10 protein-coding genes are annotated in these 14,666 nt (G+C 28.6%); 8 read left to right on the top strand and 2 right to left on the bottom strand.

The window, feature by feature from the left end:
• Nucleotides 1-42: 42 nt before the first annotated feature.
• Nucleotides 43-432 (bottom strand): hypothetical protein, encoded by a 390-nt coding sequence (locus tag J1C67_RS01170; protein WP_167866190.1) that lies wholly within the window; start codon nucleotides 430-432, stop codon nucleotides 43-45.
• A gap of 230 nt (nucleotides 433-662) precedes the next feature.
• Between J1C67_RS01170 and J1C67_RS01165 the strand changes: the two genes are divergently transcribed.
• From J1C67_RS01165 to J1C67_RS01155, 3 genes are all read left to right on the top strand, one after another.
• Nucleotides 663-1,061 (top strand): DUF6762 family protein, encoded by a 399-nt coding sequence (locus tag J1C67_RS01165; protein ID WP_089971766.1) that lies wholly within the window; start codon nucleotides 663-665, stop codon nucleotides 1,059-1,061.
• An 88-nt stretch (nucleotides 1,062-1,149) separates the two neighbouring features.
• Nucleotides 1,150-2,949, top strand: a complete 1,800-nt coding sequence (gene pepF / locus J1C67_RS01160) for an oligoendopeptidase F (RefSeq protein WP_167866191.1) — start codon at nucleotides 1,150-1,152, stop codon at nucleotides 2,947-2,949.
• Nucleotides 2,950-3,056: 107 nt separating this feature from the next.
• The gene (locus J1C67_RS01155) at nucleotides 3,057-4,037 is read left to right on the top strand and encodes a rhomboid family intramembrane serine protease (protein WP_167866192.1); all 981 of its coding nucleotides are present in this window, start codon (nucleotides 3,057-3,059) and stop codon (nucleotides 4,035-4,037) included.
• A gap of 72 nt (nucleotides 4,038-4,109) precedes the next feature.
• Here the strand turns inward: J1C67_RS01155 and uvsE are convergent, their stop codons facing one another.
• Nucleotides 4,110-5,345 (bottom strand): UV DNA damage repair endonuclease UvsE, encoded by a 1,236-nt coding sequence (gene uvsE / locus J1C67_RS01150; protein ID WP_167866193.1) that lies wholly within the window; start codon nucleotides 5,343-5,345, stop codon nucleotides 4,110-4,112.
• A gap of 346 nt (nucleotides 5,346-5,691) precedes the next feature.
• Between uvsE and gdhA the strand changes: the two genes are divergently transcribed.
• The 5 genes from gdhA to J1C67_RS01125 all read left to right on the top strand — a co-directional run bounded on the left by gdhA (nucleotide 5,692) and on the right by J1C67_RS01125 (nucleotide 14,604).
• Nucleotides 5,692-7,038 carry an NADP-specific glutamate dehydrogenase gene (gene gdhA / locus J1C67_RS01145; protein WP_167866194.1) on the top strand — a complete coding sequence of 449 codons (1,347 nt, stop codon included), beginning with the start codon at nucleotides 5,692-5,694 and terminating at the stop codon, nucleotides 7,036-7,038.
• Between the two features lie 283 nt (nucleotides 7,039-7,321).
• Nucleotides 7,322-8,710, top strand: a complete 1,389-nt coding sequence (locus J1C67_RS01140; protein ID WP_089971777.1) for a glycosyltransferase family 2 protein — start codon at nucleotides 7,322-7,324, stop codon at nucleotides 8,708-8,710.
• Between the two features lie 357 nt (nucleotides 8,711-9,067).
• A complete protein-coding gene (locus J1C67_RS01135; protein WP_167866195.1) occupies nucleotides 9,068-11,017 on the top strand; it encodes a DNA gyrase/topoisomerase IV subunit B in 1,950 nt (649 codons plus the stop codon).
• A gap of 22 nt (nucleotides 11,018-11,039) precedes the next feature.
• Nucleotides 11,040-13,949: a DNA topoisomerase IV subunit A gene (locus J1C67_RS01130; protein ID WP_167866196.1), complete on the top strand. Its 2,910-nt coding sequence runs from the start codon at nucleotides 11,040-11,042 to the stop codon at nucleotides 13,947-13,949.
• Nucleotides 13,950-14,064: 115 nt separating this feature from the next.
• On the top strand, nucleotides 14,065-14,604 hold the full coding sequence (locus J1C67_RS01125) for a DJ-1 family glyoxalase III (protein ID WP_089971780.1): 540 nt from the start codon (nucleotides 14,065-14,067) through the stop codon (nucleotides 14,602-14,604).
• Nucleotides 14,605-14,666 lie beyond the last annotated feature (62 nt).

Genomic DNA, 14,666 nt, shown 5'->3' with positions numbered 1-14,666 from the left:
TCTAACTCTATTATACAAGGAAATGCGAATAATTTGCAATAACTAATTTTCTGAAGAAATTAAGGAAGCTTTATTAAGTTTCCAAACTCCGAAAGAGGTCTTTTTGAAAGATGCTTTTACATTAGTGTTACTATGAGGATTTTCTTTGCCAGGGCCAGATACGTCTACAATTGCACTGTCATCATCTTGAAACACTAAATTTACGTCCTTGACCTCTAGTAAGCGTTGCTTTTTTTCAGATTTATTTGTTAAAGTATAATTTATTGAATAAGATAAGTTTTTACACTTAGAATTAATATATAATTTATAAAATAATGTGGTAAATATAATAGCGCAGCTTAAAAAAATTATAGTACCTAAAAAAAACATTTTTCTTCTTTTCCTAAGTCTTACCTTTCTTTTAATCATTACATTTTTCTTCTTACTTCTCATAAATACCCTCCTTAAGGTAAATTAAGTCATCTTAAAAATAACTATTAAATATAAATTCTGCGGTGACTTGTTATTTTGTAGATGCATAAATTAAATAATTAGAACCTTTTATAATAATATTACCATAAATTTACAATAAGTAAATACATATATTGATTTATGTTATGGGTACAACATATAATAGAGGTGTAGATAAAATAAGAAAAATAAACCACGGAAGGAAGATTAATATGGATTTTTCAAGTTTAGTATTAATGGAAAAAGATAAAGAGACAGGATTTATAACAAAGGAGCTAGGAAGTTTTAAAGTATCAGATGGAGCGTTATATGTAAAAAAATTATTTGTTTTAGATAATACAATTAATTTATACTTTGATACAAATAAAGATATAGAAGAATGGGAATACTCAGCTATATACGATGTTTTTAACTATAGTATTTTTGAAGAAAATAAATTTGCTATAGAAGATTCTTTAGATGAATTTAACCCAACATTCTTAGTAAAGTTTGAATATAATGAAGACTATGATGTTGTAAAAGGTAGAATAGACAAATGTGTAGCTTTAATAGAAGAATCAATGGAAAATGCATTTAAAGATATCCAAGGAAAGGAAGCAGAATATATTTAATGGAGTTTCAAAAAAACAACTAACATATTTATTAGTTGTTTTTTTCCAAATTCCTTATTTAATATGAAGAAGGGAGAAATTAAAAAATATGAGTGAAAGTAAAGTTCTTAAAATGAGAGATGAAATAGAAGAGAAGTGCAAATGGAAAGTTAATAAGGTATTTTCATCTGATGAGGAATGGGAAAAAGCCTTTAAAGAATTGAAAGAAGAAGCACCTAATTTAAAAAGCTTTGAAGGAAAATTAGAAAATGCAGAAAATCTTATTAAATACTTAGATATTTATGAAAAAACATCTAGAAAAGCAGAAATTATTTATGTTTATGCACATTTAAGATGCGATGAAGATACTAAAAATTCAAAGTATCAAGGGATGATGAGTAAAATAGATAGTTATATGGCTGAGTTTGCAACATATACAGCATATTTTGTTCCAGAAATTCTTGAGATGCCAGAAAATTTTATTAAAGAATCAATTAAAAAAAATCCAAAACTTAAAATTTATGAATTCTTATTTAATGATATTTTAAAAGAAAAGCCACATATTTTAAGTAAATCAGAAGAAGAATTATTAGCAGGAGTTTCTGATTGTTTAGATTCACCTTCATCAATTCATAGTATTTTTACAAATGCAGATATGAAATTTGGAGATGTAACAGATGAAGATGGCAAAAAGGTAGAATTAACAGAAGGAAATTATTCATCATTTATTAAAAGTAAAAATAGAGCTGTAAGAGAAGAAGCTTTTAAAACTTTATTTAAAGAGTATAAGGGTTTCGAGAATACACTAGCTACAATTCTTTCAAGTTCAATTAAGAATTTTAATTTTGGTGCAAAAATTAGAAAATATGAAGGGGCACTAGATTCATCTTTAAAACCTAATAATATCCCACTAGAGGTATATCGTAATGCTATTAAAACAATTAATGATAATCTTTCATCTATGCATAGATATGTAGCATTAAAGAAGAGACTTTTAGGCTTAGAAGAAATGCATATGTATGATTTATATGTTCCTGTTATTGAGGTTCCAAAAAATCATATAGAATTTGATGATGCAGTTAAAATGATAGTTGAAGGGTTAAATCCTCTTGGAGAAGAATATTTAAATATATTTAAAGATGGAGTTAAAGATGGCTGGATAGATATATACCAAAATAAAGGTAAAAGAGGCGGAGCTTATTCTTGGGGTGGATATGATACTATGCCATATGTGCTACTTAACTATAATTATGAGTTAAATGATGTATCGACATTAGCTCATGAGATGGGTCATTCAATCCACTCATATTATTCAAGAAAAGAACAACCTTATATTTATGCAGGATACACTCTTTTTTGTGCAGAAGTTGCGTCAACAACTAATGAAGCTTTATTAATTCATTATTTAATTAATAAAGAAACAGATAAGCAAAAGAGATTATATTTAATAAATCAAGAGCTTGAACAAATAAGAACAACAGTATTTAGACAATTAATGTTTGCAGAGTTTGAACTTTATACCCATGAAAGTTTAGAAAATGGAATTCCATTAACTGCAGAAGATTATAACAAAGCATGGATAGAATTAAATCAAAAATACTTTGGACCAGACATGATAGTAGATCCTGAAATAGATGTAGAATGGTCAAGGATTCCACACTTTTATTCTGATTTTTATGTTTATCAATATGCAACTGGATATGCGGCAGCTTCAGCTTTTGCTAAGTCAATCTTAGATAAAAAAGAAAATGCAGTAGAAAAATATGTTACTTTCTTAAAGAGTGGAGGAAGTAATTACCCTATAGAAATTCTTAAAAAAGCTGGAGTTGATATGACAACATCAAAACCAGTAGAAGCAACAATTGAAAGATTTAATGAACTTCTAGATATGATAGAAAAAGAAATTTAGGTGTTTTAAAGTAAGTATATAAGTATTTTAATAGGGCATTTTTAAAAAATAACAAGTCAATTGAGTATATGTTTTTTGAAGGTGCCCAACCTTGGGAGATGGCGTTTGTGGAAAAGTTTGAAAAGCTGTTTTTTAATATGTTATCTAAAGAAGCAGGTTTCTTTATGAAAGATTATCACAGTAAATATAGTGATAAAGATAAATGGATTGGAGTGTTAGACCTTGGAGAATCTATTTATACAGTTATAGTTACAACTGATGTAGAAGAGTCTGTTAACTATAATGAGGCTAAAGAATTTTTAGGTAGGACTTTTAATAAGCCCTATTCTTTAAATAGTGTAATTGTTACAAATGGTGATTATATATTAATAGATAAGGAAAGCTATAAGAATAAACTTATATTTTCGTTAGGAGACCAAAAAATATCTTATTGTCATGAAAGTTGTAAGCCTTTAGGACAAATAATTGATAAGATGGTTAAGGTAGATATAACTCCAAAAGAAAAAATAAACAAATACAAAGCTACATATATATTAATTTCTTTAAATATATTGATATATTTAGTTTCAGTAATTAAGGCTAGAAATTTATTCGAAATAGATATATATACACTTGCAAATATGGGGGCTAAGGTCAATGTGCTAATTAATGATGGACAGGTATGGAGACTTATAACAGCTGCATTTTTACATGGTGGATTAGTACATATTGGGTTTAATATGATGGCCCTTAATGTTATAGGACCTCAAGTGGAGAAAATATATGGATGGAAGAAATATTTAATTATTTATTTTTTATCAGCATTAGGGGGAAGTTTACTAAGTTATATGCTTAGTCCACAGAGTATTTCAGTTGGTGCATCTGGAGCAGTATTTGGACTACTTGGTTCTATGCTAGTGTTTGGAGTTATAAATAAGAAGAGTATAGGAAAGTCTTTTATGATGAATATCATAGAAGTAATAGTTTTAAATATAATAATAGGACTATCAGTACCTAATATTGATAACTTTGGACATTTCGGAGGCTTAATTCTAGGTGGGTTAACAGCTTTAATATTTTATTGGTTAGGAAAAAAAGAGGCGCATTAGCGCTTCTTTTAATTTTTAAAATTAAGTTTATAAAAGATGTTTTTTTGAAGATGTCTTAATAGATTTAGCGTATCAATTAAAATAATAAGATTTATAAATAGGAAGATTATATCTTAAAGCTAGTTTAAATAAATATTCCTTAGCACCAATGTACTTATTTTCTTTATATAATTTATTAAAATGACTTATTTCTTTAGGAATTAGTGATTCTTTCATTTCTTTAAAAGCTCGATTTAAACTATAATTATAGAAGGGTGGAGTTTGATTAGATAATAAAAGAGTATCTATATACGAATACAGATCTATAAATGAGTTTTTGGTTTCTAAAATACTAACAGCTTTTGATAAACAATCTTCTCCATATGACAAAATAATTAATTTATACCTGTCTAATTCATTATAAAGTTCGTCTATAGAAACAGTTCCGTTTAACTCGTTTATAACATTTAAAATTTTAATTGTTGAAACATTTTTATTCTTGACTTCTAACATAATATCTAAATCAAAATTTTTAACATTATTATAATAATTTAAAAAATCTAAAACTATAATAGTTTGGGAATGTGAGCCTTTCTTTTTAGAAGAATTCTGTTGGCTATAATGAACTTTAATATTTCCATCATCTAAGGGCCAGGTAGCCTTAACTCTAGTTAATATTTCTTTTAAAGTATATATATTATCAGCAAAGCAAAAATTGTGAAAATTATCAAAAACAACAGGAATATTACAAGTAGTTCCTATTAATAAGACTTCATCAATAGAGTAATTTTTTTCATCGTTTTCTATAATTAATCTTTTCTTTATATTATTATCTAAGTTTAAAAAAGTATTTATGAATCGATTTATTGCGGCGGGTTTATCTCCATAAACACCGCCGATATGAAGAATTAATTTATGAGTTTTATTTAGACCAAGGCTATCTAAAAACTTGGCTTGATAAGATAAATCCAGTACAGATCTTTTTACTATTTCATTATCAGGAGAATTTAACACTGTATATTGACCTGGATGCATGGAAACTCTCATATTATTTTCTTTTATATAAGTACCAATTGATAAAAGTTCATCTTTAAAATATTCGCTCCAATTAAATGTATTTATATAATGACTACCAAATGGGATAATGTCTGAGCTTATTCTAAAAAGTTTAATAGAAACTGAGTTATTATATATTAAGATGTTTTTAAGGTCATCTAAATTTTCTTTTATATATTTAATTAAAATATCTTCGGAATAATATTTTAATTGAAATCTTCTTGTAGTTTTAAAAGGCAGTAGTAATGGCGTACAAGCATATCCTATTTTCATTTGGCCCTCCTAGTTAAATTCTTATATTTTTAGTTAAAATATAAGAAATTGCGGTTATTTATTTGAAAGTGTATTAGTTATTTTAAAAATAGTCCAAGTTTACATATATCTTTTTCAATATACTTTAGTTTATAGTAATAGGACAGATATAATACATAATGATATATGGTAATTATAACAAAATAATACTCTGCGAGTTTCTGAATATTCCTTATATTAGTGGTTTGTTAAAAAAACAAAGTAAATAAAATGAATTTAATGAAAAAATAACAAAATTTAAAAAAATATAGCAAAATAATCTACTATAATGTATTATATAAATAAAAAGAAAAAAGGGGCTGGAAGTATGATTGGAGAACAATATGTTCAAAAAGTAATAGATCAAGTTAAACAAAGAAATAAAGGGGAAAAAGAATTCCAAGATGCAGTAACAGAAGTGTTAAATTCATTAGCACCTGTATTTGACAAACATCCAGAATATGTTCAAGAAGGTATTTTGGAAAGGTTAGTAGAACCGGAAAGACAAATATTGTTTAGAGTACCATGGGTTGATGATAATGGAACTGTACAAGTAAACAGAGGCTTTAGAATACAGTTTAACAGTGCGATAGGACCATATAAAGGTGGGTTAAGATTCCATCCGTCAGTTAATGCAAGTATTGTTAAATTTTTAGGATTTGAACAAATATTTAAAAATTCATTAACAGGTCTTCCAATTGGAGGAGGTAAAGGTGGAGCTGATTTTAATCCTAAAGGGAAATCGGACAGAGAAATAATGAGATTTTGCCAAAGCTTTATGTCAGAGCTTTGTAAACATATAGGGCCAAATCTTGATGTTCCAGCAGGAGACATTGGTGTCGGTGGACGTGAAATTGGTTATATGTATGGATATTATAAAAAAATAAGAAGTACAAATGATCAAGGCGTTTTAACTGGTAAGGGACTTACTTTTGGAGGAAGCCTTGCAAGAACAGAAGCAACAGGATTTGGATTAGTTTATTTTACAGAGGAAATGTTAAAAGATAATAATTTAAGCTTTAATGGAAAAACAGTTGTTATTTCAGGTTCAGGTAATGTTGCTATATATGCAACACAAAAGGCTACTGAACTTGGTGCAAAAGTTGTTGCTTTAAGTGATTCAAATGGATATATATATGATGAAAATGGAATTAACTTAGATGTTGTAAGGGAAATTAAAGAAGTTAAAAGAGGAAGAATTAAAGAATATTTAGAAAGTGTACCATCAGCTAAATATGTTGAGGGATGTACAAAAATTTGGGAAATTAAATGTGATATAGCGCTTCCTTGTGCAACACAAGGAGAAATAAATGAAGAATCAGCTAAAATATTAGTTGGAAATGGAGTAAAAGCTATTTCAGAAGGTGCTAATATGCCATCAACTTTAGAAGCTATTGAAATAATTCAAAATGCAGGGATATTATTTGGACCTGCTAAAGCTGCAAATGCAGGTGGAGTTGCTTGTTCAGCTTTAGAAATGTCTCAAAATGGGATGAGATTATCATGGACATTTGAAGAAGTAGATGAAAAACTTCAAAGTATTATGAAAAATATTTATAAAAATGCTAGTGAAGCAGCAAAAGAATATGGAGAAGTAGGAAATATTTTAGTAGGAGCAAATATTGCTGGGTTCATGAAAGTAGCAGAAGCTGTGATGTCTCAAGGAATAGTTTAAGGGAATTTTAAAAAAATTAAGGATGTCTATTTAGACATCCTTATTATTTTGAGTAATAATAAGGTATATTTGACTTGTTATTTTTTTGAGACATATAAAGCATATTAAAAAACTTTGTAAATATAATAATATAAGAGTAAAATAGAGTTAATTAAAAAATTAATTAATTTTTAAGAAATCAATACTTGATTTTTTAAGTTGATTAGAATATATTTATAAAGGATTGAATTAAGAGGATTAAACATAAAATGGGGAGCAAGTCCTTTAATTAAGGAGTGATATAATGGAGAAAATTACTTTTGCTGTAACATGCGTATTTCAAGTTTTAGTATTTACTTTAACTATGTATTATTTTGTTTTGGCTTTTTTCGGGTTACGAAGAAAGGATGAGAAGAAAACTTATAATTCAGAGAAAAGATTTGCCATGCTTGTAGCAGCTCATAATGAGGAAGTAGTTATTGGTAATCTTGTAGAAAGTTTAAAAAAACAGAATTATCCAAAGGAAATGTATGATATTTTTGTTATAGCTGATAATTGTACAGACAATACAGCTAAAATTGCAAGAAAGTATGGGGCAGATGTTTACGAAAGATTTAATAAAGAACAAAGAGGTAAAGGTTATGCTTTAGAATGGATGTTTGCAAAAATATTTAAAATGAATAAAAAATATGATGTAGTAGCTGTTTTTGATGCAGATAACTTAGTTTCACCAGATTGGATAAAAGAGATAAATTCAAAAATGAGTGAAGGATATAAGGTAGTACAAGGATATATAGATAGTAAAAATCCAAATGATTCTTGGATTGCAACTTCGTATTCTGTAGCATTCTGGTCTCAAAATAGAATGTTCCAATTGGCGAGAGCAAATGTAGGGCTATCAAACCAAATAGGTGGTACTGGATTTGCAATTGATACAAATATGCTTAAAGATTTGGGATGGGGCGCAACTTGCCTTACAGAAGATCTTGAGTTTTCATGTAAACTTATTTTAAATGGAGAAAAAGTTGGTTGGGCTCATGATGCTATTATTTATGATGAAAAACCTTTAACGTTAAAACAATCATGGATACAAAGAAAAAGATGGATGCAAGGATTTACAGATGTAGCTTCTAGATATTTCTTTAAGTTACTGAAAAAAGGTTTAAAAGAGAAGAAATGGTTTATTTTAGATTGTGCATTATATGTTATACAACCATTTTTAACTTTAATGTTAGGTATATCAATGCTTTTAACAGGTATAGAGCTGATTAATCCAGAGCTAATGAATATATTTTCATTTAATGATTTATTTGGGGATGTTCTATTTACATTATTAGCTGGGATCCAATTTGTAATAATACCAATTATTTTGAAATTAGATAAAAAGATATCACGAGGATTCTTTATATTATTAATATTCTACGCTATTAGTTTTGTGGTGATTCCATTAATTATAGGAAAAGAACATACAATGCTAGTGTTAGTAGCTGATGTTATATACAATTTAGCTTTCTTACTTGGAACTTATTTATTCCTTGGAAAGAAAACTTGTATTTTCTTTTTCAGATTCTTATTATATTCTTTATATACATTAACTTGGATACCAATAACAATTCAAGGTATATTAAATAAAAATAATAAAGAATGGAATCCTACTAAACATGTTAGAAGTATAGAAATTTGTGATGTTTAAAATAATAACCCAGCACTTAGGTGCTGGGTTATTATTTTGAAAAATAGTGTGGCATTTTTCAATGATAAGAGAACATTAGTTTGACAAAAAAAATAAAAGAATATATATTTTTAGGGTGAGAAGAATTATAATAAAATTATAAAAGTTGATTTATAAATAGAAAATTATAAAAAGTTATAAATTTGGACAAATTATTATTGTATATAGATATTTTGAAATATAATAAAAACTAAAATTTTTAAATAAGATATATTATTTAAAATCATTAGGGCTCTAAAAGAAAATAAACTAGAATATAAGTAGTTATTTTTTGAAAATACCTTAGTGTTAGGATGTAATTAATTTTGGAGGTTTGTTATGGGTAAGGAAATAATTAAGGGCTATGATGTTACGGATTTAACTTCCTTAGAAAAGCTAGAGCCGGTAAGGGTAAGACCTGGAATGTATATTGGATCTACAGGAAGCAAGGGGCTACATCATTGTGTGTGGGAAATATTAGATAACTCTATTGATGAAATATCTAATGGTCATGGTGATAGAACTACAGTAATTATAAATAAAGATAAAAGTATAACTATAATAGATAATGGACGAGGTATTCCAACAGGAATACATCCAATAAAGAAAAAATCTGGTGTTGAAATGGTATTTACCGAGTTGCATACTGGAGGAAAGTTTGATAATAAAAATTATAAAACTTCTGGAGGATTACATGGAGTTGGAGCCGCAGTAGTTAATGCTCTTTCAAAATGGTTAGTAGTTGAAATTTATCAAAAAGGAAACTTATATAAACAAAGGTTTGAATATTCCTATGATAAAGAACTAAAAAAAGATATGCCAGGAACAGCTGTTACTGGGCTAGATATAGTGGGCACAAGTAAAAAAACAGGAACTAAAGTTACATTTATGCCAGATAAGGATATTTTCTCAACAATTGATTTTAAATTTGATATTATTGATGAAAGACTGCAACAGTTAGCATTTCAAAATAAAGGAATACATTTAGAGTTAGTAGATAAAAGAAAAGATGAAGAAGTAAAGAAAGAATATTACTCAGAAAGAGGTCTTTTAGACTTTATTGAATACTTAAATGAAAGTAAAACAACACTTCATCCAAATCCTATAATTTTTGATGGCGAAAGATCATTAGAGAATGTAGAAATGTATGCAGAAGTATGTATTCAGTTTACAGATTCAACTACAGAGTATATTGGAAGTTATGTTAATAATATACCAACTACAGAAGCTGGTACTCATGAAACTGGATTTAAAACTGGGATGACAAGAAGTTTTAAAGAAGGTGCGAAAAAATTAGGATTAGTGAAAGAAAAGGATAAGGATTTTGAAGGTGATGATTTAAGAGAAGGTATGACCGCTATCCTTAGAATTAAAATTACTGACCCTGTATTTGAGGGACAAACTAAAACAAAACTTGGAAGCTCTGAAGCGTATACAATGATGAATGATTTAGCATACACTAAGTTTAGCGAATGGATAGAAGATAACAAAGAACTCGCAACTAGTATTATTAATAATGCCCTTCAAGCAGCTCAAAGAAGAGAAAAAATAAAAAAAATTAATGATGCTGAAAAGAAAAAGATAGGTAAGGGGACATCACCACTTGCAGGTAGGGTAGCTGTATGTACGTTAAAAGACAAAACAGTAAATGAATTCATTGTAGTGGAAGGAGATTCCGCTGGAGGGTCTGCAAAGCAAGCTAGGGATAGAAGATTCCAAACAATAATGCCTTCAAAAGGTAAAATAATGAATACTGAAAAGCAAAAGCTTGAAAATGTTTTAGCCTCAGAGGAACTTAAAATATTTAATACTGCTGTAGGAACAGGAACATTAGATAATTATAAAGAGCAGGATTTAAAGTATGATAAAATAATTATTATGAGTGATGCAGATGTAGATGGATACCATATAAGAACATTATGGATGACCTATATATACAGATATATGAGACCACTTATTGCAAATGGACATTTATATTTAGCTAGACCACCATTGTATAAAGTTTATAAAAACACAAAAAGTGGAGAAGTAGCTAAATATGCATATAGTGATGAAGATTTAGAAAAAGTTAAAAAAGAAATAGGTAAGGGAGCTCTTATACAAAGATACAAAGGGCTTGGAGAAATGAACCCAGAGCAATTATGGCAAACAACACTAAATCCTGAGTCAAGAACATTAATGCAGGTAACTATAGAAGATGCTACAAAAGCAGAAAAAATGGTTTCACTTCTAATGGGGGAAATTGTTGAGCCTAGAAGGAAATATATGTATAAATACGGAGAATTTTAATAGATAAGGATGGAGAAGTGTTATGGCGAAAAAAGTTAATGAGATACCAAGAGATAATAATATTATAAGAGTGCCAATTGATGAGGCAATGCCTGATAATTATCTTCCTTATGCTATTGAGGTAGCTAAAGAAAGAGCTCTTCCAGATGTAAGAGATGGTTTAAAACCAGTACATAGGAGAATATTATATGGAGCCTATCAATTAAAAGCATATCCAGATAGACCTTATTATAAATCAGCTAGAATAGTTGGGGATATTTTAGGAAAGTATCATCCACATGGTGATACTTCTGTTTATGATGCTATGGTAATTATGGCTCAAAACTTTTCAACAAGAGCACCACTTATTGATGGACAAGGAAACTGGGGTTCAAGTGATGGTGATGGAGCGGCTGCAATGCGTTATACAGAAGCAAGACTTGCACCAATTGCTATGGAAATGCTAAGAGATATAGAGAAAGATACAGTAGATATGGTTCTTAACTATTCAGAGAGTGAACTAGAACCTAAGGTATTACCAAGTAGATATCCAAATTTACTTGTAAATGGAACATTTGGTATTGCAGTTGGACTTGCAACTAACATACCACCACATAATTTAGGTGAAGTTACAGATGGAGTACTTGCTTATATAGATAATCCAGAAATAACAACTAGAGAGTTAATGAATCATATCAAAGGACCAGATCTACCAACGGGTGGAATACTTATAGGTAGAAATTCTTTGATTGCGGCTTATGAAACAGGTGAAGGTAAAGTAAGTTTAAGATCTAAGTGTTCTATAGAAAAATTGGAAAATGGAAGAGTTGGAATAGTAATAACTGAGTTTCCGTATAGAAGAAATAAGGCGAAGATGCTTCAACTAATATCAGAAATGACAGGCGATAAAAGACATGCAAAAGCGTTAGAATCTATTGTTGATATTAGAGATGAATCAGATAGAAATGGGATTCGTTCTGTTATTGAGTTTAGAAAAGCTGTAGATGAAGATATGGCTGATAAAGTTCTTAAATATTTATTTAAGAAAACTGACCTTCAATGTAACATAAGCTTTAATATGGTAGCACTTGCAGATGGGAAACCTCAAACAATGGGGCTTAAGACTATAATTGAGCATTATGTTAACCATCAAAAGGATATAGTTACAAGAAGGACTATAAGAGAATTAGCAATATCGGAAAAAAGATTCCATATTGTAGAAGGGTTTATAAAAGCAATTGATGTTTTAGATGAGCTTATTAAAATAATTAGAGCTTCAAAATCTAAAAAGGATGCAGGCGAAAATATAAGAGCTAGATTTGATTTTACTGAAATTCAATCTGATGCAATTTTAGAATTAATGCTTTATAGATTAACAGGTCTTGAAATAAAAGTATTCCAAAAAGAATATAATGAATTAGAAAAGTTAATTAAGAAGCTTAAAAATATATTGAAAAATCCAAGTGAACTTTTGAAGGTTATTAAAACTGAGTTAATAGAAATAACAGAAAAATTTAAAGACCCAAGAAGAACGGCTATTATAGAAGATGATAGTGAAGCTAAAATTGATATAGAAGAATTAATAATAGTAGAAGATATAATGGTTACTCTTTCAAAAGATGGATTTATTAAGAGTATTCCTCTTAAAACCTATAATAGATCAAATGCAAATCCAGAAGATATTGATTATAGAGAAGGTGATAGTCTTAAATTCCTTGTTAAATCGAATACAAGAGATACATTGCTGATATTTACAAATAAGGGGAATATGTATCAGACTAAGGGGATTAATATACCGGAACTTAAGTGGAAGGAAAAAGGCGAAAAAGTTGATAGATTAATTAAGACTTTAAACTTAGATAAAGAAGTTATAGTTTCAGTAATGTCGGTATCATCAATGATGCCAAATAAGATGCTTCAATTTATTACAACTCAAGGTTATATTAAAAAGAGTAGCTTAGACAAATTCCAAACAACTTATACAAAGCTACAAGCTTTAAAATTAAAAGACGGTGATGAAGTTATGGATATAACTTTATTGGAAGAAAATAATAAATCGGAATTCTTAAGAGTTGAAACTAAAAGAGGATTAAAATTCAGTTTAGAGTTACCAGAAATTGAAGAAGAACCAAGAAATATATTAGGATTACAATTATTTAATATTTCAGCTAAGGATGAAGTTCTTAGTGTAGAGTATTCAGATAAAATGGAATTTGCAGAGTTTACAATTGGTGTAACAGCTAAGGGGAATATTAAAGGATTTCAAAGAGCTAGGAAGCAAGATAAACTTAAAGTGAATACAGATTCTAAAAGTGAAGTACTTATGTTTACAAACCTTGGAAGAGTATATAAGGTTCCAGCATTCTTACTTCAAAGCGTAGATAAAGAAGAAATTCCGTTAAAAACTATTATTGATGATATAGCTAAAGGTGAAGTTGTAATACAATTATATTCAATTAAGAGATTTGAAGATGATAAAATAGTTTATTTATTCACAAAAAAGGGAATGATAAAGAAAACTTATTTAAAAGAGTTTGATGGAAGTTATTCATATCAAATTTCATACAAATTTAAGTATGAAGGTGATGAAATAGTATCTATAGAAATTTGTAATTCTAAGGAAGCAGAACTTGTAATGGTAACTAAAAGAGGAATGGCAATTAAATTTTCATCAGAAAATGTAAACGCCATGGGTAAATTAGCTACAGGGGTAACAGGCATAAGTTTAAAAGAAGATGATTCAGTTTTATTTGGTAAAGCTATAGTTATACCAAATAAACAAAATGATTCAGAAATTTCAGTAACTATTGAAAATAAAATAACTCTTGTATCTAAGAATAAAGAAAAGAAAGAACTAGATATAGAAGAAATAAAACTTCAAAATAGAGCAGGTAGAGGCAGTAGCATAATGGTAGTAGTCCTTGAAGATGAAATTAAAGAAGTAATATTTTAACTTAAGCATTAAAAAAATAACCAGTCAAGGTGCAACCTATGGCACAAAATAGACTAGCATATTGGCTTGTTATTTTTTTGGAGCTCCCTTAGGGACATGAAAAGGAGCGATTAGTATGGAAAAGGTAGCAGTTTTATTAGCAGATGGGTTTGAAACAATAGAGGCATTAACGGTTGTTGATATTTTAAGAAGAGCAGAGATTTCTTGTGACACTTTTGCATTAGAGGGATTAGAAGTATGCTCATCTCATAAAATAATTGTTAAAGCTGATAAAAATATAAATGATAATGAAATAAAAGATTATGATTGTATAGTCTTACCTGGAGGAATGCCTGGGGCAAAGAATTTAAAAGAAAATAGTAGAGTTATAGAATTAATAAAAGATTTCAATAATAAAGGGAAATTAATTTGCGGAATATGTGCAGGTCCAATAGCCTTAGGAGAAGCTGGTATAACAGAAGGAAAAGATATGACCTGTTATCCTGGATTTGAAAAAGAACTAGGAAACTGCAATTATAAAGAGGAATTAGTTGTAAGTTTTGAGAATATAATAACTGGTAGAGGACCGGCAGCGGCAATACCCTTTGCTTTTGAAATATTGAATAAATTTAAACCAGAGAAGCTAGAACAAGTTAAGGCAGGAATGTTGTTTTAAAAAATATACCCAAAGAGTAAAAATAAAGTGTGTAGCTGAATAGGCACACATTTATTTTTTGC

Source organism: Clostridium gasigenes, assembly GCF_017348895.1.
Classification (GTDB): Bacteria; Bacillota; Clostridia; order Clostridiales; family Clostridiaceae; genus Clostridium; species Clostridium gasigenes.
The sequence above is the reverse complement of the archived record's forward strand: the minus strand, read 5'-3'. Positions and strand labels throughout refer to the sequence as shown.